This window comes from Capnocytophaga sp. oral taxon 338 str. F0234 (assembly GCF_000192225.1).
Lineage (GTDB): Bacteria > Bacteroidota > Bacteroidia > Flavobacteriales > Flavobacteriaceae > Capnocytophaga.
On record NZ_GL872413.1, the window covers coordinates 2,032,599 to 2,057,731 of the forward strand.

A 25,133-nucleotide genomic window follows, 5' to 3' on the forward strand; every position below is an offset into this window, starting at 1 on the left:
GTCAATAGAGAAAAATTTAAAAATCATTACTTTTTAAGTAGTGATTTTTTTGCTTTTATATTAACTCTTAAAAACATTTGACTATGGAAACAGCTGTAACATTTGCTACCTCTGATGTAAATAAACTAAATTCAATAAAAGATTTTATAAAGTCTTTAAATGTACCTATCATTCAAGAAGAAGACATACCTCAGCCTATTGAAATGACGCCAAGATTAATGGCTTTTCTTGACGAAATAGAAACATGTAACACTCCTTTTGAAGAGTGTGAAGACTTTGATGTTATGATTAATGAAGTAGCTTCTGAATATGGAATCTCCCTATAAAATAAAAGTAGAACCTAAAGCAAAAGATGATTTAAGAAAAGGGGCTCTTATTATTAAATGCTGCTCTGTCTAAAGCTGTTAAGAATTTTTTCTTCATTTATTCTCAATAATATTAATAATTCTTTCTCTCTCTATAAAATTCATAATTTTCTTCGATCAGAGGCAGTATCGCTTTTTTTAATCACAAATAGTTGAAGTATAGCTTCTTCTTATGCAAATAAGAAGGAGTTCACCATTAATATGAACTCCTTTTTACCAAAATTTTTAATCAATTTCTTTTATTTCCTTAAACTCTTTCCATTCAACATGTCCTTCATAAGATGATTTAGCTCCTTTTGGTACATAAAGTATAGCATTGGTACTGATACCTTTAAAAGCATTCACCGGTACTGTAGGAGGAACAGTCGCTTTTATAGTTATTTTTTCTAATTTTTTACAGTTCATGAAAGCCATTTGACCTATAGTAGTTATAGTCTCAGGAAGAGTTACTTCTTTAAGCACAAGAGACGAAGCAAAAGCAATTCGACCTATTACCTGTATTTTACTTCCTGTAATAGAAACTAATTTTTTAGATGCTAGAAAAGCATTTCTCTCTATCTTAGTTACGTTATTGAAATCAATAGAAGTAATCTCTGCATTCCCAGAAAAAGCCCCTGCTCCTATACTTGTCCCAGCATCTGGAATTCTTATATCTCCTTTAGCAATAGCACCACTCTTAAGGGTTACTACACCATTACTATCTATCTCAAAAATATCATCTTTCGATTTCACAACTACACGGATAGTTATAGTTTTATTTTCACTATCTTTGAGGGTGATGGTGGCATTACCAGCAGCTATTCCTTTAATAATTACATAATGATGTGTATCATCTTTACCTGCCACTTTTTCAGTTTTTTCCTTTACTTCAGCAGTAACTACGTTTGTAGGGGAAGAGCTAACAGTATAACCGGGATTACCAGTATTAATACGAACTTCAACAGTAGCTCCTGTTGCCATCTCAACTTCAGTCTTAGCAATAGTAAGATCAGCTGCAGTAATGGTTACTTTAAAAGTAGCTATTTGACCACTAACATCATCTTTTACAGTAACTTGCCCCTCACCTACCTTAAGAGCCTTTACACGAATATTTTTACCATCAGGATTACCATTCACTATACGGTCTTCAACTGTAGCGGCAACTATACCTTCAGGACTTACAGAGAGAGTGTATTTATCCTTTCCTTTTATAACAGCATTTACTTCTTCTTGTCCATTTACAAGAGTAAGTTTTGCCTTTTCTACAGCAAAAGAACTAGTTACTTCTATATTAAAAGTTTGCGCTTTCTGGGTCGGCGTATCCTTTACAATAATTTGAGTTTTCCCCTTACCTACCCCTGTTATGGTAAGCGTATTTCCTGTTATAGAGGCAGCAGCAATAGTTTCATTGGTAGAAGAAACTGTATAGCTCGTGCCAAAAGTTAGTGCTTTGGTCAGCGTACTACCCTGTTCTATAGTGAGTGATTCACCAGGGACAATGAGATTGATCACTGTTACTGCTATGTTAGCTTTTTTTCCTTTAGCATCAGAGACTGTTAGAGTAGTTTTTCCTTCAGCTATAGCATTGATTTTCACATTGTTTTGTTCAATAACAGCAGTGGCAATAGTTTTATTGGCAGATGCGACGGTATAACCTCCATTGCCATCGGTAATTCGCACAGCAATATTTTCGCTTGCCTTCATAGTTACTGCGATTTTCTCCAAAGTGAGATTCTTAAGTTTTTGTTCGTTGTTGTCATCATCTTTTTTACAACCTGAGAACAAGAGGGCTACAAAAGTTGCCCATACATACAAAAGTCGGATATTCTTCATACGAAAAAATATAATTAAAATTAATAAAATATTGTTATCTAATAATAAGGAACTACTATCTTGAGAGTCCTACCACGTAATACTACTTGGCGAGTAATGGTACGTACTTCCTCCACATAAAATTTAAGAGTTTCATAAGTAACCGAACCTCTAATTTTCTTATACTCAATGCGTAAATCCATATAAGTACCTTGTACTGGGTTTATAATAGGAGGAATTCTATAATATGAATTATTAGTAGCATTAATATTATTCTGTCCCGAAAAGAGTGTACCGGTAGTTTGGCTCTTTTGAATGACAGTAGGATTAATAGCTTGAGTGATGTATCTACTGGTATTTTTATTAACGCCTAAATTATCAAGAAAATGCTTATCATCTATACAGCGTACTTTTACTTTAAGCTCTTTAGAGGTAAGTCCTGCTGAGGAAGCTATGATAGTGGCATCGCCTTCGGCTTTACCTCTTATTTCCAAGATACCACTATTACCATCCCATGTAGTTTTCATTATATCATCAGGATCAGCAGTAGTAATACTCACTATATCACCTCCCCCTAATTGAATAGTTTTATTGATGTCCGTAGGTGCAAGGGTTACTTCTTTGGCTGTAAAATTGAGTTCATTAGGTTGTACGGTAATATTCAAGCGTGCTGCTTGGTCATGAGAACGAATTATCATAAAGGTACTACCTTGTTCTTGAAAACTCTGAATTTTAAGAGTATCTTGACTAATGGAGGCTCCCACCAAACGCGAGTTAGCTACATTTACTGTATATTTATGATTACCTCCTGAGAGTAATATATCATGTCGGCTCTGAGGATAAAGAGTCAAGTGAACAAGTGAAGTATTCTCAGTACCTATTTTAATGGGCTGAGAAGTGTCTGCTTTTTCTTCACAAGCATAGAGCACTAAAGCAAAAAGAAGGAAAAGAAGTTTTTTTATCATAATTGGTAGCGTTCAGCAATTTGTTGTGTAATATTTTTAAGAGAGCCTTCCTGGACAGTAGGGGCTAATAAGCGTGTAACATCCCATAAACCAATACCTGCTATGAGTTGATTCTGAAGGGCTCTCACCTCATCATAAGTAAAGTAAAGAGTGCCATCGGCTCTGCGAGTGAATTGCAAAGCATATAAAAATCCATAGCCTTGTGATAGATATTTAAAGGCTTGTTTAGGAGCTTCAGTATAATTGGTAAGGGTAATCACCCCAGTAAGTGTATTAATAGCACGAATGGCAATTGCTTTGGAAAGTTCTTCACGGATAATACGCATTTGGGTATAGAGTGCTTCATAGCGATAACGTCCCAATTCAATGCGTCCTTGTACAAAAGCATTTCGTATTTTACGTTCAACACCCGCCAAAGCAGCTACCCCATCGGACTGAGTGAGTGATTGTAAGTGTAAAAAGTAACCATAAGCCAAATCCCAATGATGTTCTAGCTCAGTGTAGTTTTCACCTGGTGGTAAGATTACATTTTGATGATTACGGCGCAGAGTAGTATCAGAGAAATAACGCTCATCTAAGTGCAATAAGAGTATTTTATCTAAGTATATAGCCCCATCTATGACACGCATAAATACCTGGGCGGGAGCTATTCCTTTTTCATCTACATACACACGTTCTGCATCGCCTACTCTACGCCCTGCATCGCCTGAAATTCCTGGATGGGCTTCCCTGAGTGGAATATTTTTTGCAGAGAGGAAGAGATTGATAATGTCTTCCTTAATCCTATCAGTAGGCACTAACGAAGAAGATGCTATTTCATCAATAGGTTTCACATAAGAAGTACCTTCAGTATAATAGCGAAGAATTTCAGTATATGTAAAATCAGAGATAGCTCCAGAGAGCAAACGTCGTTCTATAATATCCAGAGGTTCACGCAAAAGGGCAACAGTGTGTTCATCCACACTTGACTGACCGTTACGACTGAAAGTATAGGGTATATCAGCCTGTGGACGAAGTATATTAGCCGTTTCTACAGTCTCGCCTTCTCCTTTTTGGCAAGCCCAGAATGCAAAACCCAATAGTCCATATAATAAGAGATTATATTTCATTTTATTCATTTTCTAAGGTAAAACTATATATTCACAATAGGGAGTTACATTATCAGTACCATCGGTATTCTGAGCAGCATTATACTGCAAAGTAGGAATACTTACTATTCCTTGTGTATCTACAGCACTCAACTGAGCACTTACTCTTGATTCTCTTTCCCCTCCACCATAAACAGATAGATAGAGAGGATAACCTGAAGGGAGAGAAAAACGAACCGTTTGCTCCGTAGTGGTAGCACGTAAGGTAACTAACTCCTTTTGAGCATTTACATAACACACATAATAACGAGGATCACGAACATTATCTTTTCCTTTCTTACACTGGTAAGTAAGGGTAAGAGTATACTGATGTCCCTGCTGTGTAGTTTCCACACCAGGATAAGTATAATGGTCTATATCACACTGTTTATGCACAAGGTCTTCATAGTTAATGGTAGGTTTCTCAATCCCTTTAAAGGGAAAGAGTTTCCGGTAATCCTCCTGTGCAGGGTCTTCTTCTTTGGTATTACAAGCCAATAGAAATAAACTTATAATTAAATAGATAAAAAAACGCATCATATTCATTGCTAATTTTTTAATTATTAAATATTTCAGCAATATAACCTGTGGCAATACCTTTCTTGTCATAATGATGAGCAATAAAACGATTCCCTTCACGCACAAAATCGTAAAATATAAGAGAGTTATTATAGCGTAATCCTGCTCTAAAGGTAAGTCCCTTTTCAGTACCTACATAACCAGAACCTATAAACTGACTTTTGTATCTGCCTGTTGAAGGATCTTCTTGTGGGTTAGTGCGATATTCGAACACATAATATCTATTGGCTACAAATCCCTCCAAAAAGGGAGTGTTCAACCCAAAATTGTTACCTTTTAAGTATACATCACTTTGGTAGTAAATCTTACTACCACGCCTAATGACGATTTGTGGATTGTTCATCTGTTCAAAGAATTGTCTATTATTATATGCTTTTTGTAAGAATTGTTCTTTATCAGTAATTGATTTCAGTTTTTCAAAAACTATATATTCACGAGCAGGTTCGGCATAGGAAGCAGTCTTGAAGACAATATTCTGTAGGGTATCTTTGCCTACATACAGAAAATCGGCAGCAGCACGAAAGCGATTATTTACCAGACGATGAATATAATTATAAGTAGTGAACGACAGCTGGAGTTGTGATTCTTGAGTGAGCGCATATTCACTGGTTTTAGCGACTTGGATAGTTTGGGTATTGGTATCCATTAAAATATCTACAGTATTATTTTTATGGAAAGTCATCAAAAAATAAAACCCACCAAATCCCTGTGTAATTAGTTTCTCCACATATTTTGATTCACTTCGTTTCTCGGGTTTGGTAGGGGTGGCAAAGAGTAACGAATCAGTACGTGGAAAGTAAAGTACTTTCCAACCATAAGGAGCTTCAGTAAGTTCATTCTGCAACTCAGTACGATGCTGAGACATACGCTGAGAGGGCGAATACTCAAAAACATTTTCTTGTTTTTGACAAGCTATCAGCAAAGCAAACAAAGTTATAAAAGTAGTTATTTTCATCATAGAAGTCATATTTATTGGGCATTAAATCGATTCATGCGCTGAAGGCTTAAAAGCTGTAAGCGCTTAAGACTAAAGCCTACCTTCTTATTAAAATATTCAGCTACAAAGGCTTCTTTTTTAAGTAAGTTATTATACGATAGGGCAGCACGTTGCATCTCCTTCTCAGTACTACCTGTGGGAGTCTTGGCGATATTCTTGGCAATATCTATCTGAGAACTAAGATTAGTAAGAGGAATACTTATCATCTCAGCAAAATCATTTTCAGCGGAGATCATTGCTTGGAAAGTAAAGAAACCTGCATGATTGGGAGTATTTTGTGTAAAGTTACAAAAGTAGCAATCCTCACTAATACCCGCTTGGGCATGAGCATTCTGACACTGAGCGAGTGATTGAAAATACTGAAAAGGCAGCTCAGTTGTACAAGTGTTTAGATCACGCTTCTTAGGATAATAGCGTAGAGCGTATAGGGCTATCCCATCAGTAGGCAAGCCATATAGTTGATTATTAAAAACAGTACGATAATCTTTCTGACTAATACTAAGAAATGTTTGACGGTCATAAGGATATATTTCATCTCCAAGCAAACGAGCAAACTGATGATGCACACTACGCATCAGTACGTATACTTTGTCTTTATCGCGAGGGTTGAAGTCATTAATATTATACAGATGAAACTCACGCCCTACTGCTGAGTTATTATTAATAAGTTCTTGCCCATTGCCATCAACATTTTTTCCTCCATAAAGATATATTTTTAAAGGTGCCTTTCCTTTCCAAAAATTACTACCGCCTAGTGAAGCTTCGGTATAAAGTTCGAGCCATAGGTATTTAATAGCCTCAAGTACAGGTTTTACTTTAGTTACCTCTGGAGGATAAGTATAGGTGCCTTTCTGAGCAGCATTTTTATCCCAGCGGTATTCAATAGCAATCCCGTAAGGCAAAGTGATATTATCCTCTATCCACCTATCTAATTCGGTATAAGCTTGCTGAGTGGTCTCGGACTCTACTACACTTTGTGAAGATAGTTTTTCTTTATGACAACTTACCAAAAGGAACAAAAATGCTATAGCGGTTATTTCTAAAAGATTTTTCATACTGAATTATTATTAATATTGTAAAAATGTCTATTATATCACTCCTATCTTGGGTTTGCGGGTAATCCACGATTAATAGCTTCTATAGGAAGCTGTATTACCTTGCGCAGGTCTTCTTTCTGTAGAGGTTCTGCAGTGCGATTTACAGGAATATAAAAGCGCCTAATATCCAGCCAACGCATCCCTTCATGCATAAATTCCCACTGGCGCAATAGAGCAATATTCTTAATAGCCCCCAACTGCCGAATAGTAAGCCCATAGAAAGGTGAAAAGTTTTGGTAATCATCATCTGTAGAAAGAGTAAGTTCTTCTACTGTAGTATTTTTAGTAATATCAAATTTGACCTTGTAATATTCTCGATACTCTAAAAGAAACTGATTATAGTTTTTAAGCATAACGTATGCTTCCATGCGATTGAGCATTACCTCATCGGTGGTGAGAAGCACATTGGAGACATATAGGTCAGTAGGCTTGCTTCCTGTACTTCCAAAGAGAGACAGCTGATCAAACTTAGCTATATACATACCATTATAAATAGGTATAGGAGAAGTGGCTGGAGCATAATAGCTAAAATTAGTATTGATAAGGTTTGTAGTCAGTCCGTACTTAACCGTTGGGAGCTCTCTTGTCCAACGTGATTGTGTTGTAGCTATAAGCAAGTTCGCTTCCTCTTCAGTCTTTGTATATTGCTGGTATAGATGAGTACGATTATTAAATCCATATTCATCATAATAGGCTTTCCAATGGCGTAATTGTGTTTTAGGCTGGGTGAGCACATAGTTGGCATAGTCTATTACTGTTTGCCATTCTCCTTTAAATAGGTAAAAACGTGAGGCAAAGGCATAAGCAGCCCGTTTGTTAAAATGAAATTTGGGTTTGCTATAATAACTATCACTCACCAAAGTAATTCCTAACTTAAGATCTTCTTCTATCTTCTGATAAACATCATATACCGTGCCTCGGTTATAATTCACTAAAGCATGTTTCTCAGGCGTAGTAAGGTAAGGAATTCCTAAATCATTTTTAGAAGCTTCCCCTTTATAAGGCTCTGCCCATATATTTACAAGCATAAAGTGCAAGTAAGCTCTGAGTAAGAAGGCTTCGGCATATAGTGCTTTTACACGATTGGTCTTAGGATATTTAGCCAAAAGTTCTAAGGCTTTATTAGCTTGAGCAATACCCCTATAGCAGCTGTTCCAATAGTGTAAGGGCGTATCGAGATCTTCTTGATCTTCGTCTTCCCAACGATACATAGCCTCATTCAAGCGTGTATGTACTCCATTTTCGCGCTGGGCTACATTATCAGTACGTGGTTCAAGAAACGGAAAATAGCTTGCATCAGGATAAGCTCCTGTAAGGAGTTCTGCTATTTTCTCTTCTGAATTGAGAGGTACATTTAGAGAAGCATCGGGATCTTTGTCCAAATAATTGCAACTTATACAAAGACTACTAAAGATAATACTTATTATTTTAATCACATATTTCATTCTATTTTTTGTTACTTGTTATTCACATACTCAACATGAACTTTCAATGAGTTTATCTGTTACTTCTTATTTAACTAAAATCCTATCTGAAAAGATAAAGTATATTGTTTAGGAGTAGGTAATGACACCCCTCCTGATTTATAATACTCTGGGTCTTGTCCATTGAGCTTACTATCAGAATAAATGAGGAACGGATTGGTAGCCTGCAAACGCACTATTAAGTTACTGATGCCATAATGGTCTAAATTATTTTTAGGTACTCTATAACCTATAGATATGTTTTTCATACGAACAAAACTACCGTCAGCTACACGATTTTGAGAGTAATTATAGGTGTTATAAGCACGTTCTATATTCTCCTTACCAATAAGGTTAATAAGACTCTGTGAAGGCAAAGCAGGTACTTGAGTGCGCAATTGATCGTAAGGGTGTAACCATCGGTTATAATATTCTTTTGAAAAGACATTAAGATCTCCAAAGGATGGGTCAAAAGTAGGATTTAATCGTATTTTATTGCCCGCTTGAGCTGTGATAAAGAACGAAAATTCCCAGTTTCTATAGGTAAAGGTATTAGAAATTCCTCCTATAACATTTGGCTCTACCGAGCCATGATAGATAAGGTATGATTTTGAGTATCGAGTATCCGAAAAATCGGCTCCTACCACATTAGCATAAGGACGGTTATTGAGTGGGTAAAGTCCAAAATCAAAGGTAGGTAGTCCTTGATTATTTACACCTTGATAATTAAAGGAGAACAAAGAGCCTTTAGGGTAACCTACTATATTACCACGACCTGTGCCTGATACCATATCAAAAGTATTGGGGGTATTCAGTAAGCGAGTAATCTTCTGGTTCATATAGCTAAATGAAAAGGTAGTATGCCACTTGAAATCATCAGTATGAATATTTTTGGTATTCAAAGCAAGTTCTATTCCTCGAGTACGCATATCACCAAAGTTGGCATATTTGTAATATTCACCTCCAATCCCTGAAGTACGGATGAGATCTATCAGGTCAAATGAGTTGCGCTGGTACACATCTAAAGAAAGACTTATGCGATTATCAAAAAAGCCAGCATCAGCCCCTATATTTAGCTCATACATTTTTTCCCATGTGAGATCTCGATTCTCTAAGTGGAGTAAACGCAAAGCGTTCTCTCTATCACTGAACCGATAACGATTTTGTATCCAGTTCTGAAAAACACTATAAGAGTTGATAGCTTGTTCATTCATCTTAGCAGTGAGTCCATAACTTGTTCTCAGGGCAAGAGTGCTGATATTTTTACTACTAAAGAATTTCTCACGGTCTATATTCCATTTAGCACCTATATTCCATGTAGGTAACCAGCGTGAACGTGTGCCACGTCCTGCTGTATTAGAACCTTCATAATTCAGCACTGCATTCACTATATATTTACCTTGGTAAGCATAAGTACCACTAGCAGAGAAAGTAAGTCCACGGTCATATTTTTCGGTAAGAGCAAAATAATTATTTCCTTCATTGAGAAGCTTTTGGAAGATAAGAGGATTGGTAAACACTTGATTTCCGCGATCATACTGAATACCATACCCTTGAAAAGGAGTAACAGTTCGGTCAGCATAGCGTATTTCTGCAAATCCAAAGGCTTTAAGGTCATGATAATCACCTATCTTCCTATTATAATCCATTGCTACACGTGCCATGTAGCTTTTTAAGGAGGATCCAGTCTTGTTAAAGATACCTCCATTGGTCAAAGCTATTTGCGGAGGGGCTAAAGGATTGTCTTTATTTTTCAGCAGATATATATTATCAGCAGCCACTTGGGGTGTTTCATTGGCACGAAAAGCCTTTATTACATTCGATTGTTCGGTAATATAGTGAGATGAATTAGTTTGTGCTTGCCGAGCCGATACTAAAGCAGTAGTTTCTAAATGCGAGTTGATTTTATAAGATGTTTCAGCTTGTATTTTAAAATCAAGCACATCTATTTTCATGTAGTTATTTTGATATTCATTCAAGATATTAAAAGGAGCCCAATTGTTGCGATAATACTCAAGATTTCCATTATTATCTTTAGGACGTAAAGTACGTGAAGTGCCTAAAGCATAGGAAAAAGGATTGATGTCAAAATCACGTTCAAAAGCTCCTATAGTAGTATTCTTGCGCTGGGTAAAGGTACCTGGCGCTTTCTGTTGACGGATATTACCCACTGCCGTAAAGGTAGCTTTTAACTGTTCATTAAGGTAGAAAGTACTTTTCAGGTTTGCTGTGATACGCTTTACATTATCGGCTATTGTCCAACCACTATCATGATAGTACCCCAAAGACGCATAAGTTGTAGTATTTTTACCTCCTCCTGAGAGAGTAATCGTATGGCTCTGTATAGGATTGATAGAAAAAAGGTGTTTAAACCAATTGGTATTGGCATACTCACGTTCTCTCATAAAAGTATTTCTTGCTGATAAGGTATTAGGGTAGTAATAGTTACCCGTTTGTGGATTAAGTGTACTCACTCCTTTGTACCATTGGTAATAAACACCACTACGCCTACCATAAAGGGTATTCTGAAGGTTAAAATAGCCTTTATGTTCCATTTCTTGGAGAAGCGACATTGTTTCCTGTGAGTTCAGCAAATCAAAATCTTTATAAGACGGTATCTGGCGAAAACTTTGTTCATAAGAGTAAGTGATACGGTTAGGAGTATCACGCTTACCTGATTTGGTAGTAATCACTATCACCCCATTGAGAGCTCGAGCCCCATACATAGAAGTCGCTGAAGCGTCTTTAAGTACCTGTATATCTTCTATATCGGCAGCATTAAGCCCTGCAATAGCCGAGCTGACTAAAGTAACTGCATCACCTGAGACCAGTTGGTCAAGACTCAAAGAGACTAAATCTTCATAAATAGCTCCGTCAATCACCCATAAAGGCTGTACATTGCCTATGATGGAAGCGCCTCCGCGAATATTAATACGTGGTGCCGACCCAAAGGTACCTGTTACATTTTGAATAGAAAGTCCTGCCACACGTCCTTCAAGCATACGCGATACATCAGCAACCCCTTCTATCTTAATATCATCCATTTTTATTGAAGTAGATGCTCCTGTAAATACATGGTTTTGTATCTTCTGATATCCAGTAATCACTAAACCTCCTAAAACTTCGGCTTCTTCCTTGAGCACTATATGCAGAGGTTCTTCTTTTACTTTAATATGTTGGGTTTTCATCCCTACATAGCTTACCACTAAAGTCTGTCCTACTTGCGCTTTAATGGTAAAATGACCTTTCATATCGGTACTGGTACCCGCATGTGTTTCTTTTATTATAACAGTAACTCCTAATAAAGGATCACCATTTACTTCTCTCACAGTACCCTTCAGAGTAAAAGTCTGTGCACTTAGTGATGTACTTATAAGGAGTAAAAAAAGAATACATAAAAATTTGTTCATAGTCTCTTAATACTTTAATATAAACCCACCAAACACACCAAAAGGGTGACCTGGACGTAAACCTGAAGGATGACGTGATACTAAATAGGTTTTGTTAGTGAGATTGATAGCATTTAGGTTAATGGTAAAGTTTTCATTTATTTTCACTTTTGCCGAAGCATCTACAATGGTATAAGCAGGTATCTTTTGTCGATCAGCTATAGCACCTTGTCCTGGTTCAGTACGTACAGCACTATTATAGCGCACCCCTATATTTAACTCATAGCGTTTGTAGCTAGTCCCTATGCTCAAGTTAAATGCATGGCGATTAATATAGGGGATCTCATCACCTGCTATTACTCGCCCCCATGAGTTACTTTCAAAAGAGTTCTTCATCTCAGTATCAGTGAAGGTGTAAGAGAGCTGTAAAGGAATTTTGAGGGCATAATCCTCGGGGATGGGCTGATATTGCACAATAAACTCTAACCCTTTCACTACTGCTTCTCCTACGTTAAACTGTTCCAATGAGCCCGTTCCTCCCATAGCAGCAAGATCACTACCTAACATATTACTATAATTATTATAAAAGCCAATAAGTTCTGTCTCTAAACTTTGACTATTAACCCTCAACCCCATTTCAAGGTTAATACTACTTTCAGGTTTCTGATTTTCAGTCAACAAGGTAATATTTCCATTCCTGTCCATCACTCGCTTTTCTTTGCTTACTCCTGGAGGTGAAAAACCTTTGTGAATCCCTGAAAAAGCTGAAAACCAATCATTAATTTTGTAATGTACCCCAAGACTTGGTATCGCTGCATTAGCTACATTAGTAGTCTCTATGCGCTTTTGCCCTGTACGACGTGTATCATCAGTAGTATAATCCTTTTCTAAAAGTTCAATATGCTCAAAGCGTAAACCTGCTGTAACAGTCAATTTTTTATAACTTATCTTTGAAAGCCAATAGGCAGCAAGTGCATTAGCACTAGTTATTTTATTAGCTTGACTTCCCTTAATGCCTTTCCAAAGCAACTGCATCCGTCTTCCTTTCATTGCATAAATATCATCCCATTGATTACGATCTTCTTGGTCAGCATGATAGCGCAAACCCCATTCATTACTAAGGAAGCAATTACCCCATATTGCTTTATATTCAGCCTTGGTTTGCACACCTCGTGACAAGTATTCACGATGATTGGCGCGTACAAAGAGACCTGGGTTATTTTTCAGACGCTCATAATCACTATAAAACACACGACTATCTGCATTTCCTGATAGAATATCAAAATAAGCAGCATTAGTTTCAGGGTCGGCAAGTATTTGTCCTATAGTACGTTTCTCATTAGAGGAAGTACCATATTTTACTGATTCAAGTTTATACCAATTACGAAAGAAGTAATTATAATAGAAATGGGTTGTAAATTTCAGTCGTGGAGAGAATTGTAGAAGATAAGTCCCCACCCACTGGTAGTGGCGGGTTGTCAAATGGTCTTTCTGTGAACCTACATATCGTAAGAAAGGTGTTCTAGCAAAATCAGCTTTCGTAAGCCCTACATAAGTTTCATTAGAATCCTCATCGGCATAACCTGCTTTAAGTTCAAATGAGTGATTCACTCCCTCACTTTTGGCTGTATTAACAATAACTTTAGCTACTACATCGTTGCGATTAAAACCAGCATTCTGATGATCCTCAAAATGCTTAAATCCATCAGACTGATATCTAAGATATTCCACCATATAGCCAAAATGTTTCTTATGATCGCCTATATTTATATGAGTCTTGAAAGTATCATTAGTCCCATAAGTGGCATTCAGTCGTGCTGAGAATTTATTAGGAATGGGAGTAGAGACCATATTAATAGCTCCTCCTGTAGTAAAAGGTCCATATTGAACTTGGCTACTTCCTTTGACTACCTCAATGGCTTGCATTCGGGCAGCATTTGGGAAATAATAAGCTGCAGGAGCTGAATAAGGGGCAGGAGCTGCCAATATACCATCCTCCATTAAAGTAATTTTCTCACTACGTTCTGCCTTAGTACCTCGCAAACTGATATTAGGACGTAATCCATAGCCATCTTCTTCATAAACATTCACACCAGGAACGGCTTTTAACATACGATTAATATCAGTATATCCCATTTTTTGAATCTCTTGAGGAGAAATATAATAAGCTGAACCCGTTCGGTTACGTGCCTGAATTTTACTACCTAATATCTGCTTAGCAGAAACTACTACTTCTCCTAATTTTTGAACGCTATCTTTTTTTTGTTCTATAGATTGGGAAAAAGTATTTACTGCAAAAAACAAAGATAGAAGTATAAAGCCACTCTTTATTTTCATAAAATCATTGTAAATCAGGGGCAAAGATAATAATTATTTATAAATATACCAAATAGTATTTTTAATTATACTCAATAATATGAACTAATAAGGTTAGATAAATCTACACTATCTTAGGTATTTTCTTGCTAATACATTTGTAGATAAGGTAGTGAAAAGCACGATGCTAATAGAACTGATCGGCATGAGAATTGCCGCTACTACGGGCTCTAAGTTCCCTGTTACGGCAAAGAATGTTCCTATACAATTATATAATAGGGAGAGTACAAAACTCATCTTGATTACTTGCATGGTCTTCTTGCTTAGGGCGAGAAAGCGTGGAAGTTGCTCTATCTCAGAGGCTTGAAGGATCGCCTCACAGGCTGGTGAAAAGGTATTGCTGTTTTCTGCCACGGCGCAACCTACTTGGGCTTGCTTGAGAGCACCTGCATCATTCAGCCCATCACCGAGCATCATCACCCGCTTGCCTTCCTTTTGCAATTGCTCTATATAATGGAGCTTATCGGCAGGACTTTGGTTAAAGTGTAGTGATACTTTTGCTGAGAGTTGGCTTTGTAAGAAGGCTTTTTCTGCCTCAGTATCCCCTGAAAGCAACGCTAAAGTATAGCCCCTGTCCTCCAACTCATGGAAAACGGTAAATATATGTTCCCTATAAGGGTTCTTAAAGGTATATTTGCCCATTAACTGCCCATTAATACTCACATATACCGCTGTTTCATCTTTGTTTTCCTTACCCGTTACAAACTTAGCCGAGCCTATCTTTATACTATCCCCTCCCCATGTAGCTTCCATACCTTTGCCTATCAGTTCTTGATAATGGTCAAGAGGGTGTATATCTACCTGCTTGTAGTATTGGTATAGCTGACGAGAAAGAGGATGGTTGGAGTTACGCAATACACTCTTGAGCAAGGAGCGTTGTTGGGCGCTCATCATTTGGCCTTCGTAGGTGATTTCTTGAGTATTGCTTTGGGTAATAGTACCTGTTTTGTCAAAGATAAGGGTATCTACCTGTGCCATTTGTTCTATAGTCTGGGTATCCTTGAGGTAGAAATGGCGTTTGCCTAAGAGTCGGAGCATATTTCCCAAGGCAAAAGGGGCTGAAACCGCCAAGGCACAAGGACAAGCGATGATAAGCACCGCTGTAAAGGCATTGAACGCCTCGGTAGGGGTACCATAGAAAAGCCAAAAGGCTAAGGTTAGGAAGGCAATGAGCAGTACAAAGAAGGTAAAGTACTGGCTGATCCTATCGGTTAGGGTTTTGATACCTTCGTTTTTATTCTTCTGGAAGGATTCTTGGCTCCATAGCTGGGTGAGGTAGCTCTGGGAAACGGTTTTGGTAGCTTCTATCTCTATAGCCGCCCCCTTATGTCTGCCCCCTGCAAAGAGTTTGTCCCCGCTGTTCTTCTCCGTCCACTTAGATTCTCCCGTAACAAAACTGTAATCTATCTGCCCTATGCCACGAATAAGCACAGCATCTACAGGTATCAGTTCCTCATTGCGAATCAGTAAGCGGTCACCCTCCTTGATATCATATACTTGGATACTCTCTTCCTGCTCTCCTGTCATACGAGTCACCCCTATCGGAAAATAGCTTTTGTAATCTCGCTCAAAGGAGAGAAAGGAATAGGTGCGTTGCTGAAAGAATTTGCCTATGAGCAACAAAAAGACCAAGGAAGCCAAGCTATCAAAGAAACCCTGTCCCCTACCCGATATGATGTCATAAGTACTACGGACAAACATGGTGAGGATACCCAAGGCCAAGGGAATATCAATGGTCAGAAAACGGTTGCGAATCCCCTTGTAGGCGGAGACAAAATAATCCGTGGCTGCATAGAACATCACAGGTAGGGAGAAAGCAAACATCAGCCAGCGGAAGAAGTCCTTATACCGATTGAACCAAAATTCGTTGTCTTCAAAGAACCCAGGGAAAGACAACAGTCCAATATTCCCAAAGGCAAACCCCGCCACTCCCAACTTGTACAATAGCTGCTTTTGTCCCTTTTTGTCTTTCTTCTGAGAATAATCGTCCAAACTGATATAGGGTGCATAGCCTATTTTGGAGAGAAGTACTACCAACTCTTTCAGGGTGATCTTATCTTTTAGGTAACTAATTCGTACCGTCTTTTTAGGAAAATCCACTAAGGCATGTATCACACCTTGGTGTAATTTCTGTAAATTCTCCAATATCCAGATACACGAACTACAGTGAATATGTGGGATATAGAGAGAGACAATTTGGGTGTTCCCCTCGTCAAACTCTAGGAGCTTGGCCACAATCTGGGGATTGTCCAAGAAATGGTACTTCTCCCCTGCCTCTTCAGGGCGTGCTCCTGGGGTTTGCTCGTAGGTATAATATTTGTCTAATTTATTGGCTGATAGGATTTCATAGACCGTTTGGCACCCTTGACAACAAAAATATTTGTCGTCAAATACAATGGGGTGCTTAGGATCACAATTATTTCCACAGTGATAACAAGTCATAATTAGTGAATAGTGAAAAGTGAATAACGAACAGTGCTATAGTCTGACTACTGACTACTACCTACTGACCGCTGACCTCTATTGATGAGGGGTAAAAGTAAAAAGGACAATCCTCCAAAAAGGACAATCATCAGGAACTGGGCGATCCATATCACCCAGCCCAAGGCTGTACCTATGGTCTCGGCTACGCCAAAAAGCAATAACACTTTGGCGATAAAGAGCGGATAAGCACCTAAGCCTCCGTTGGTAAAGACAATAGCAAAACTCCCTATTACAAAAGCGGTAAGTACTTGTATCAGTGAGAGATCCTTAGTTTGCTCCATGGAAAAAAACACTACATAGAACATCAAAAAATACATAAGCCAAATAAATAGGGTATGGGCTATAAACTGCCATTTCTTTTTCAGATGGACTATAGAGAAAATTCCTTCCTTGATGCCTGAAAGCATTTTACGGATTTTCTGCGCTATGGAAGAGGTAGAGCGGTAAATCCAATAAAGAAAGGCTACAAACACAAGTCCCAAGACCAAGAGTATCACTATGATATAGGAAAAAGTAAAATAGCTTTCTAAAAAGTGCCATACCAGATCAAACTGAAAGACAAAGACAATGGCAATAAATAGTAGCAAGATACACATGTCTATCACTCGTTCGGTAAGGATTGTTCCGAAAGCCTTGTCAAAGGGGACTTTGTCATAGCGATTGATAAGCAAAGCACGAGAGACTTCCCCCGAACGTGGTACGGTAAGATTGAGCAAATACCCGATAAATACAGCCAAAACCAAGTTGTATCGCTTAGGGAAATAGTGCATAGAGGCCAAGGTATATTGCCAACGTATACCTCGTGATACATGACTTAAGAAGCCCATCGCTACCGAGAGCCATAGAAAGGAATAATCTGCCCTAAGGAATTGCTCCTTGATCAGCGATAGCTCCTCTGCGCTGAATTGGGCAAAGGCATACCAACACAGAAATAGCCCCAATAGCAAGGGGAGCACCAGTTGTAGGGTTTTCTTTAGGTAGTTTTTGCTTGTCGCCATGACATATAAGTTTTGGGCGACAAAGGTAGTGAATTATTTACAAATAGGTAGTTATAAGTACCAAAGTTTGTAGTAACCAATCTTGTGGGATTTTCTCCTGTTCCAAACGGAGATTTTCGGTTTTAACCCTTTCATAAAGAGCTTTTTCCTCAGGGGTAAGCCTCAGTTCCACCGTAATAGGCGAAGGAGTGCCCTCGTATGCCTCATAGAAATGCTCAAATGTAGCCTCGTCCATAAGAAAACTCTCTACTGAAGGGAAATAAGTACGAAATTGGGAGAGAATTTCAAAGCCTTGAGCATCTATATCCCCCCAATAGTAGAGCTTTTTAGTGGCAAGCCAGCTGGCTTCCTTAAGTGCAGCCACCCCATAGCCACTCCCAAAAATAGCGATACTCCTCTCCATAGCTGGAAAAGCAAGGGTGGTATAGAGCGATGTTTTGTTCTCTACAATCCAAATACGCTCTACAGGGATATCCAAACGATTGAAGTGAGAAATAGGAATGGCCATATCATCTATTCCTTGAAAATAGGCATCAGCTATATCCTGATCCAAGATACGAAAACGTACCAATGGCTCTTTGTCCTTGAGGTGAAAGCGTTGTTCAAAGTGGGTAGCTCCCGCCTCAAGAGTATCAGCCAGCAGTATATTGAGCAATTCCTGAAGTATGCCCTTGTGTTGCTCTACAAACTTGGTGTGTACCGCTATGGGTAGTTCTCTAATATAGCAATTAGGATGAGGATTTTCTTTAAAATAGCTACAGACCTTCAGAATATCCGTCCATTCTGTCTCATATTGCACTACTTTCTTTGGATTCTTCTGTATCCATGGGGTTAGTTGAGGAAAAATTGAGGTAATAAGGGCTATATTTTCTCTGAATTTGGCAACTTCCTTTTCTTTGGAAAGGAATCGAAGGAAATCCTCTTCCGTCCCAAAGTAGATACTCACAGGTATATCCTGCTCACCTAAGTACTTGGTACGTGTTCTCTTATAATCCACGGTATAGCCAAAGCCTTTGTGTGATTTGGCCTGACTGTTAAGGCTTTCTATTTGGTGAGCAAAATCCGAAAAATCATTCTTGGTATAGGTCTTATCCCCCCGTATCTCAATAGGTGTAAAAGGAATATCAGCCGCTATATCAGAGAGATAAGGCAGATACTTTTGGGTGGCTTTTTTACGTATTTCCTCAGGGATTATCATGATTGAAAGTATTTTTCCCGTTCAGCCTTGAATTGTTCTATAGGCATATTGATCAAGTGTGAGGTCTTATTCTTGGCACGAGAGACAAAATGTACAAAAGCAATATCATTCTCCACTATATGAATATTATCACTAGGAGTTACCACCAGCAATTGCAGGTGTAGCTGGCGACAGAGGGTGATGAGGTAGTATGCACGCTCCTCGTCCTGTGCTTTAAAGGCCTCATCTATAGCGATAAAGCGGAAAGAATTACCCTGCATTCCGTCCTTGAGCATACCAAACTGATAGGCCAAGGCAGAACCCAAAATTGTATAAGTGAGCTGTGCCTTCTCCCCACCTGAGAGCTGCCCCATACGCTCGTAAGTTTTGGCCTTAGTGCCCGTCTCTCTAAAAGATTCCTCAGCTTTATAGCTAAACCACTGGCGTACATCCAGTACCCTCTTGCGCCAAGTTTCATTTTCTAACCGCTTGATGAAGGGGGCTATATGTTGTTCAAAGTGCAATCTACGGCCATCTTCTTGGTTAGAAAACTCATTGATATTGACCCTTGCACGCCTGAGTAAATCCTTAAATTCGGCAACATCTTTGCTTTCTCTTTGGAAATGTACCAGCTGTATATAAGTATCGGGCTGGGTATTGAAGTTTATTTCTTTGAGTGATTCATTGAGCTGACGAATATTTTCTCGTATCTCTTCTGCCCAACTGTCAAAGAAAGTAGCAAAACTTCCCATTTTGTGAATGGTCGTCTCATGTAGGTAGTCTCGGAACTTTTTTTCATACTTAGGTAGGTTATCCTTCTTAAGTTTGTCCAAATAATGCTGGTACTCTGTCAAAAGTACGGGGTCTGTTTTTTCAGGCAATGGATACACATCGGCTGCCCAATCCTTGAATTTCTCTATAATTGCGGCTGGTGGGTTCCTGAACTTAGCAGTCGCTCTGGTGATCTCCATTTCTTTCTTATTAATCAATTGCTTATTCTGCTCTATTTGCTTGGCGAGTTCTGAGGCAAAGGCTTGCCTATATGTCTCTATATTAGCATAAGACAACTCCAACAAATGAGAATATTTGTCCACAAACAACGCTGTATCCACCTCTGGGTTTGTTTCCAAAATATCCTGATGTTGTTGCTTCTTCTCTGTAATATTAGTTATTGCCTGTTCTATGACGAACTCTTTTTTCTCCTCTTCCTTGATCGTTGCTTTAAGAGCAGCTTGCTCTTCTTTGACCTTCCTAAGTTGTTCTCCAAGTGCTTTGATGCGATTGTTCGTCTGCTCCAATTGGTCTATAGCCGTCTCTAATTCTTGAATTTTCAGGGCATAGACCTGCCAGTTGATAGTGTCAAACTTGGTGAATTTATCGTTTAAGTTACTAATAATAAATTGCCTGCTCCTGAGCTCCTCTCTCTTGAGTTGTAACGTCTTCAGAGTAGTGTCATTCTTCTTTTTTGTCTCCTGTAGGCGCACAAGTTCCTTGGAGAGTTCGCTGAGCTTCTCCTTATTGTCCCAACCCAAGACATAATTACTACGCTTTGCCATAGCCTCTCTGTCGTCCTTTTCATGCTTGCCCTTGCGATACTTTACCAACCCTTTGGGTGTGAGTGCCATTTCAACAAATTGTTCAAATTCGCTCAATTCCTCCACACAGACAAAGTTATGCTGGTTCTCTATAAGATATTCGACCCATAGGGAATAAGGATGCTTAGGCTTTATCTCTATCTTATTTATCAGCAGTCGCTGTTCCTTTTGTGGCATTTGGAATATTTTAGGAGCAGGCTGCTCATACTTATAGTAGCGGATACGTCCTTTGAGGTTGTGTGTATTGACATACGCATTGACCTTAGAATAGAATTTAGGAGGCACCACTAAGTGCAGAGCAGTTTGGTGCAGAACTTTCTCTATGACATACTCCCAAGCACTTTCTGCTTCTTTTACCCTTATAAGCTCGCCAATAAAAGGGATTTCCTCCTTAGTAGCCCCTACTGCTAAGAGGATTTCGTCTCGTATAGTTGCCTCTCGACCCGAAATATTATTCTTATTTTTGCGCAACATGTCTATATTTTCTCTCAAAGCGTCCATCTGCTGGGCTATTTCCTCATTTTCGTTGGTCAGTTTTCGGATATTATCCTCTTGTAACAGCTCCTCTGTATGGACTCCCTTGAATAAAAGCTGAGCTTCTGTTCTGTTTGTCTTAAAAGTCTCCTCATCAGGATCTGTCATTAGCCCCAAAGAAGCTACAATCTTGTTATATTGCTCAGCATTACTCATACGTTCCTCCTTGGCCGATAGGTTTTCTCGCTTTTCTTTCTTGAGCATTTCTATCTGCTTACCCACTGCATCATTGCAAATATCTTGTTCTAAATCTGCGTACCTAACACTTAGGGCTTCTGCTTCTTTTTGCAGTGTAGCATTGCGCTGCCTTACTTCTTCCAAAAGAGCTGTTTGTTCAGCTATCTCGTCTGTGGCGAGACTTACATACTTTTTGGCGAACCCATACACACTCTCGGATTGTAGCTGTACTAGCTCCTTGCCCTGCTGGGTGGCTTGTTGTAAGGCTTCTATATCCTGACAGATAGGGGTGAGCCATTCCACTTGTAGTTTGGCTTTTTCTATATTATCATTAGCCTCTGTCAGGGTAAAGAAGCTCGTTCTGAGTTCTTTGTATGTCTCTTCTGTATTTCGCTCCTCCAGCATATGGGTAGAGATGAAGTCGTCCAAATCGTCCAAGACCTTCACCCCTACCATTTGGTTAAATAAGGAAAAAGCATTCTCCGAACGCATACCAAAGAGAGAGCACATAGCACTCTGATAGTCCTTAGGTCCAGAGAAAAACTCCACTTGCTTACGCTTGGATTTGTCATAGTTATACTTAGCATCCAACAGCTTTTTCCAGTCTCCTCCGCTATCAAACTTAGGAAAGTCTTTAGCAATTTCCAATTGAAGATGGGCTATGCCATAATTTTTTTTAAGCTCTGTTCCACTGAACCAACGCAGTTGAAACAGTGTTACTGTCTGCTGGGTAGTACTTGAGAAAGAAGCTAATATGATAGAGTAAGTATTCTGCTTCTCCCTAAGCATTTGGGTTGTTGTGGAGGAAGAACCTTCCTTGAGTATATTTCCATAGTAGCCTAATACATAGGACTCTTCGGTACGATCTCCTCGCCTTTCTACCCCCGAAGATTGGTTATAGAATCGCTTGTTGTGCATGGGCACCAGAAGGGTCAGGAGCGCATCTATGAAAGTACTTTTCCCAGATGCATTAGCGCCCGTGAGCAAGGAATTGTTCCCTTGGGGGGCTATCCTTACAATTTCCTTGTGGAAAGTCCCCCAGTTGAGTACCTCCATATATTGCAGCCGAAAACCTGCTGTATCTGAATTGGTGCTAAATAGTTCCCACATAGCCCGATAATTTTTGTTTAAACTCCTCCAGTATATCCAAGGTAATCTTTTGCTTTATGATTCTATGTATCTGGTAACGTGTGTCTTCCTTAGAATTGACTCTTTTAAGGAAGCCCCAATCCTCTATATCCTTGATACACTTGTCTATATCCTTTGAGAACTTTACCTTGTTATAGCCCTCTTGAAGAAAAAGACTCACCTCTTCCTTGATCTCGGAATGGGAGATAATTTTTTCAAAAGATTGAAAATCAGTAGGATTGTTATCAAAATCCTCTAATAGTTGCCTGAGTACCACCAGTACTACAGAGTTCTCAAACCCCATAGAGAGTCTTCTGACTAAGCCTAAGGTATTACCCTGTTCGTCCTCCAATTGTTTTACAAAAGCAAATCCTTCCTCTTTTCTTACAACCAATTCCAAACCTATGGTCTGTATATAATCTTGTATTTCTGTCTGATAAAAAAGAATATCCTCCCATACCTCTGATTCCTTATCAACAGTTCCTTTGAGCAATTTGACAATTGCTTGGCTGTAGTTTTCTCTTACTTCTTCTAACTTTTTCATAATGAGATAATTATTTCAGGGAATTGGATCCGTTTTTGGTTAGGGATATCAAAGATAATATCCTGCATTTTTCCCTCATTAATCACATGTTTGTATTCGGTGGCTACACTAAAATAGGCTATAAGCTCCGTCAAGCCTTTCTTTAGTCCTCCTTGTGCATTGATAAGCTCTGTCAAAGAAACTTGTCCTCGCTGCTGTAGTACAGAGCAGATATTTTCTCTCAGGATCTCTTTATCTATAATCTTATCTGAAAATAGCTTACCGAGTTGTGTCACATCAGAAAGGGTAGTATCTGCATTTTCAAAGCGCTCTTTGTAAGTTCCTTGTTCTTTCTTTTGGTAGGTAAGTCGCCTGTCAAAAGGGATTCGAATATAAACATCTCTCTCTATTTCAAAGGACACGTCGGGTTTCAACTGTCTTCTGCTCAGACTTATGAGATAGTCCTTAATCTCTCTTATAGTCTGTTTGGTAGCTTGGTTATCTATGGTATCATTTTCTCGAATGATACGGCTGAGCTTCTCGGCCATTTTGTCATTAGCCTTATCTACGCGCCTGCTCAAGAGGTATAAGTGTCCTCTCATTCCCTTTAGGAAATAATCTCTTATGGGAATATCCTTTTCCTGTAGAGTTTCATAAAGTTTCTTGGTTAGGAATTCCCATTCCTCTTGCAACTGTCGGCTGACCAAAAACGCAAAGAAGGCATAAAAACTTTTTCCTTGTGGGCTATTCTTGAGCTGGTCTAAGGCATCAAAGGTAAATTCCAATATGGCATCCTTGGTCTGCTCTCCCGAATGCTTCTGATAGATTTCCTTGGTAATTTCCTTGAAATTATCCTCCACCTCCTTGAAGTCCGATAGCAGTTCCTTAGCCTGCTGAGTGAGCTGGTTAAAGCGGGGAACTATCTGATATTCCTCATATACCTGCACCTCTTCCCCTCGCTTGAGCTTATCTATCTGCTCCTGTAGTGCATCTCTGCGCCGCTCCAGCAACAGAAGACGCTCCTGCCTGTCCTCATTGGTAAATTCCACCAATTCCTTGAGCTGATGAAAGATACTACTGAACTTGGATTCTGTCCCTATATACTCCTCCTTCTTCAGAGACGAAAGCCAATCAATTACCTTAACCGAATGGGAGGAAAGTTCATAATACACCTCCCCCTGCTCATCCTGATAATTAGTCAAAAAGCCTTTACTGAGCCAATTGCGTACATAATTCTTTGCCTTTTCTTCAAAAAGCACCTCAAAGGTAACCTCACTTTCCTCCTCTTCCAAGTGTTGGGTTTCAATAAAGTCTGATAACTGCTGAAAAAGCACCTCTTGAGCCAGTACCTTATGATCTTCCGTAAAGGTCTCTATGAAAAAAGTAAGCATAGGCACCCTATTCTTAGACTTGAGCAACTCCACACTGGGAGAGGTCATAAGTATATCTATTAGTTGTTGGGTAGGGCTTTCCATTTTTAGCAATAATTAGCTCGTTATCAGTGGCAAAAATACACATTTTTTTCTCATTATAAAAATTCTGTGTCTCATTTTTCTGTTTTATCCAACACTTTTCACTATCTTATTGCTTCCTATAATAAAATCGCCTCATATCTTGCAGTTTTCAAAATTAATGAGTATTTTTGCAAGTTATTAGAATCTATTAAAACAAACTATTATGACAGAAGTAAATACCACTCCAGAGAAAGTAAATGAAGTAGTTGTTCTTGAAAAGACCCATAATTCAGAGACTATACTTATCAAGAATCCAAGTGAAAAACTATTAGCTTTTATGGATAAACTTGCTGAAAGAGCAAAAAAACGTAAGGAAGAAATTATGAGTAAGGTATGTAAAGAAGAAGATTATATAACCATATAGCCGTGAATTTAGATATAGAGATTCTTTTTAAAACAGAAGAAGGTAATTTATATTCCTTAATTTTTTCCGAATATAAGCCTGATTCTAATATTATAATTCCTGTAGTTGAGATCTCTTTAGCTCTTAAAGAACAGAAAAATAACACCAATCCTCTAAAAGTTTTTTCTTTTATTATTAAGAAAATCGTAGAGTATTTATCTCATAGAGAGGTGATATTGTATTATTATGCAGATAGTACTCCTATCTATTATAGGGACACTAATAAGCATCATTTTATCTCTCCTCAACATTTTAGGAATTATCTATTTCATACTTTATTTGTAAAGGAAAATCCCAAAGATCTACTTATAAGTAATAGGATTATCCCTAATATATCTATGGGTAACCATTATATTTCTTTTATCTATCACCCAAAACACCAACCTTATGTAGATATGCTTACTAAGGAACTGGAGGAGTATCAGAAGTAAAACACCTTATGAATCAATAA

At 38.6% G+C, this 25,133-nt stretch carries 18 protein-coding genes; 3 read left to right on the forward strand and 15 right to left on the reverse strand.

The features are described 5' to 3' along the window. Window positions 1–83 precede the first annotated feature (83 nt). The gene (locus tag HMPREF9071_RS09215) at window positions 84–326 is read left to right on the forward strand and encodes a hypothetical protein (protein ID WP_009746357.1); all 243 of its coding nucleotides are present in this window, start codon (window positions 84–86) and stop codon (window positions 324–326) included. A gap of 264 nt (window positions 327–590) precedes the next feature. On the opposite strand, the gene HMPREF9071_RS09220 is transcribed toward HMPREF9071_RS09215, so the two are convergent. The 15 genes from HMPREF9071_RS09220 to HMPREF9071_RS09290 form a co-directional block, all read right to left on the reverse strand. Then, window positions 591–2,177: a leucine-rich repeat domain-containing protein gene (locus HMPREF9071_RS09220; protein ID WP_009746358.1), complete on the reverse strand. Its 1,587-nt coding sequence runs from the start codon at window positions 2,175–2,177 to the stop codon at window positions 591–593. Between the two features lie 38 nt (window positions 2,178–2,215). Then, the gene (locus tag HMPREF9071_RS09225) at window positions 2,216–3,121 is read right to left on the reverse strand and encodes a hypothetical protein (RefSeq protein ID WP_009746359.1); all 906 of its coding nucleotides are present in this window, start codon (window positions 3,119–3,121) and stop codon (window positions 2,216–2,218) included. After that, complete coding sequence (locus HMPREF9071_RS09230) at window positions 3,118–4,239, reverse strand: DUF4856 domain-containing protein (RefSeq protein WP_009746360.1); 1,122 nt, start codon at window positions 4,237–4,239, stop codon at window positions 3,118–3,120. Before HMPREF9071_RS09230 ends, HMPREF9071_RS09225 begins: the two co-directional genes overlap by 4 nt. A 3-nt stretch (window positions 4,240–4,242) precedes the next feature. Then, window positions 4,243–4,794, reverse strand: coding sequence for a hypothetical protein (locus tag HMPREF9071_RS09235; protein ID WP_253908274.1), 552 nt, complete (start codon window positions 4,792–4,794; stop codon window positions 4,243–4,245). A 10-nt stretch (window positions 4,795–4,804) separates the two neighbouring features. After that, window positions 4,805–5,785, reverse strand: coding sequence for a DUF4302 domain-containing protein (locus tag HMPREF9071_RS09240; RefSeq protein ID WP_050784943.1), 981 nt, complete (start codon window positions 5,783–5,785; stop codon window positions 4,805–4,807). Window positions 5,786–5,796: 11 nt separating this feature from the next. Further along, complete coding sequence (locus tag HMPREF9071_RS09245; RefSeq protein WP_009746363.1) at window positions 5,797–6,879, reverse strand: putative zinc-binding metallopeptidase; 1,083 nt, start codon at window positions 6,877–6,879, stop codon at window positions 5,797–5,799. A gap of 44 nt (window positions 6,880–6,923) precedes the next feature. Beyond that, on the reverse strand, window positions 6,924–8,366 hold the full coding sequence (locus HMPREF9071_RS09250) for a RagB/SusD family nutrient uptake outer membrane protein (RefSeq protein ID WP_009746364.1): 1,443 nt from the start codon (window positions 8,364–8,366) through the stop codon (window positions 6,924–6,926). A 74-nt stretch (window positions 8,367–8,440) separates the two neighbouring features. Continuing rightward, complete coding sequence (locus HMPREF9071_RS09255) at window positions 8,441–11,794, reverse strand: SusC/RagA family TonB-linked outer membrane protein (RefSeq protein ID WP_009746365.1); 3,354 nt, start codon at window positions 11,792–11,794, stop codon at window positions 8,441–8,443. 6 nt (window positions 11,795–11,800) lie between these two features. After that, on the reverse strand, window positions 11,801–14,110 hold the full coding sequence (locus HMPREF9071_RS09260; RefSeq protein ID WP_009746366.1) for a TonB-dependent receptor domain-containing protein: 2,310 nt from the start codon (window positions 14,108–14,110) through the stop codon (window positions 11,801–11,803). A 108-nt stretch (window positions 14,111–14,218) separates the two neighbouring features. After that, a complete protein-coding gene (locus HMPREF9071_RS09265; protein ID WP_009746367.1) occupies window positions 14,219–16,591 on the reverse strand; it encodes a heavy metal translocating P-type ATPase metal-binding domain-containing protein in 2,373 nt (790 codons plus the stop codon). 47 nt (window positions 16,592–16,638) lie between these two features. After that, window positions 16,639–17,631, reverse strand: coding sequence for a lysylphosphatidylglycerol synthase transmembrane domain-containing protein (locus tag HMPREF9071_RS09270; RefSeq protein WP_009746368.1), 993 nt, complete (start codon window positions 17,629–17,631; stop codon window positions 16,639–16,641). A gap of 37 nt (window positions 17,632–17,668) precedes the next feature. After that, complete coding sequence (locus tag HMPREF9071_RS09275) at window positions 17,669–18,829, reverse strand: Wadjet anti-phage system protein JetD domain-containing protein (RefSeq protein ID WP_009746369.1); 1,161 nt, start codon at window positions 18,827–18,829, stop codon at window positions 17,669–17,671. Further along, window positions 18,826–22,224: an ATP-binding protein gene (locus HMPREF9071_RS09280; RefSeq protein WP_009746370.1), complete on the reverse strand. Its 3,399-nt coding sequence runs from the start codon at window positions 22,222–22,224 to the stop codon at window positions 18,826–18,828. Before HMPREF9071_RS09280 ends, HMPREF9071_RS09275 begins: the two co-directional genes overlap by 4 nt. Then, window positions 22,208–22,786, reverse strand: a complete 579-nt coding sequence (locus HMPREF9071_RS09285; protein ID WP_009746371.1) for a DUF4194 domain-containing protein — start codon at window positions 22,784–22,786, stop codon at window positions 22,208–22,210. Before HMPREF9071_RS09285 ends, HMPREF9071_RS09280 begins: the two co-directional genes overlap by 17 nt. Then, a complete protein-coding gene (locus HMPREF9071_RS09290; protein WP_009746372.1) occupies window positions 22,783–24,240 on the reverse strand; it encodes a DUF3375 domain-containing protein in 1,458 nt (485 codons plus the stop codon). The genes HMPREF9071_RS09285 and HMPREF9071_RS09290 overlap by 4 nt, the downstream gene beginning before the upstream one ends. Window positions 24,241–24,442: 202 nt before the next feature. On the opposite strand from HMPREF9071_RS09290, the gene HMPREF9071_RS09295 reads away from it, so the two are divergent. Both HMPREF9071_RS09295 and HMPREF9071_RS09300 read left to right on the forward strand, forming a co-directional pair. Continuing rightward, the gene (locus HMPREF9071_RS09295) at window positions 24,443–24,643 is read left to right on the forward strand and encodes a hypothetical protein (RefSeq protein ID WP_009746373.1); all 201 of its coding nucleotides are present in this window, start codon (window positions 24,443–24,445) and stop codon (window positions 24,641–24,643) included. Between the two features lie 2 nt (window positions 24,644–24,645). Then, window positions 24,646–25,113 (forward strand): hypothetical protein, encoded by a 468-nt coding sequence (locus HMPREF9071_RS09300; RefSeq protein WP_009746374.1) that lies wholly within the window; start codon window positions 24,646–24,648, stop codon window positions 25,111–25,113. Window positions 25,114–25,133: the final 20 nt, after the last annotated feature.

What these genes read in the sequence shown, in the direction of transcription:
- HMPREF9071_RS09260 (WP_009746366.1), bottom strand. Translation starts at nt 14,110, where the DNA reads ATGAAAATAAAGAGTGGCTTTATACTTCTATCTTTGTTTTTTGCAGTA.
- HMPREF9071_RS09230 (WP_009746360.1), bottom strand. Translation starts at nt 4,239, where the DNA reads ATGAATAAAATGAAATATAATCTCTTATTATATGGACTATTGGGTTTT.
- HMPREF9071_RS09240 (WP_050784943.1), bottom strand. Translation starts at nt 5,785, where the DNA reads ATGATGAAAATAACTACTTTTATAACTTTGTTTGCTTTGCTGATAGCT.
- HMPREF9071_RS09255 (WP_009746365.1), bottom strand. Translation starts at nt 11,794, where the DNA reads ATGAACAAATTTTTATGTATTCTTTTTTTACTCCTTATAAGTACATCA.
- HMPREF9071_RS09295 (WP_009746373.1), top strand. Translation starts at nt 24,443, where the DNA reads ATGACAGAAGTAAATACCACTCCAGAGAAAGTAAATGAAGTAGTTGTT.
- HMPREF9071_RS09285 (WP_009746371.1), bottom strand. Translation starts at nt 22,786, where the DNA reads ATGAAAAAGTTAGAAGAAGTAAGAGAAAACTACAGCCAAGCAATTGTC.
- HMPREF9071_RS09245 (WP_009746363.1), bottom strand. Translation starts at nt 6,879, where the DNA reads ATGAAAAATCTTTTAGAAATAACCGCTATAGCATTTTTGTTCCTTTTG.
- HMPREF9071_RS09280 (WP_009746370.1), bottom strand. Translation starts at nt 22,224, where the DNA reads ATGTGGGAACTATTTAGCACCAATTCAGATACAGCAGGTTTTCGGCTG.
- HMPREF9071_RS09225 (WP_009746359.1), bottom strand. Translation starts at nt 3,121, where the DNA reads ATGATAAAAAAACTTCTTTTCCTTCTTTTTGCTTTAGTGCTCTATGCT.
- HMPREF9071_RS09215 (WP_009746357.1), top strand. Translation starts at nt 84, where the DNA reads ATGGAAACAGCTGTAACATTTGCTACCTCTGATGTAAATAAACTAAAT.
- HMPREF9071_RS09220 (WP_009746358.1), bottom strand. Translation starts at nt 2,177, where the DNA reads ATGAAGAATATCCGACTTTTGTATGTATGGGCAACTTTTGTAGCCCTC.
- HMPREF9071_RS09265 (WP_009746367.1), bottom strand. Translation starts at nt 16,591, where the DNA reads ATGACTTGTTATCACTGTGGAAATAATTGTGATCCTAAGCACCCCATT.
- HMPREF9071_RS09250 (WP_009746364.1), bottom strand. Translation starts at nt 8,366, where the DNA reads ATGAAATATGTGATTAAAATAATAAGTATTATCTTTAGTAGTCTTTGT.
- HMPREF9071_RS09275 (WP_009746369.1), bottom strand. Translation starts at nt 18,829, where the DNA reads ATGATAATCCCTGAGGAAATACGTAAAAAAGCCACCCAAAAGTATCTG.
- HMPREF9071_RS09235 (WP_253908274.1), bottom strand. Translation starts at nt 4,794, where the DNA reads ATGAATATGATGCGTTTTTTTATCTATTTAATTATAAGTTTATTTCTA.
- HMPREF9071_RS09270 (WP_009746368.1), bottom strand. Translation starts at nt 17,631, where the DNA reads ATGGCGACAAGCAAAAACTACCTAAAGAAAACCCTACAACTGGTGCTC.
- HMPREF9071_RS09290 (WP_009746372.1), bottom strand. Translation starts at nt 24,240, where the DNA reads ATGGAAAGCCCTACCCAACAACTAATAGATATACTTATGACCTCTCCC.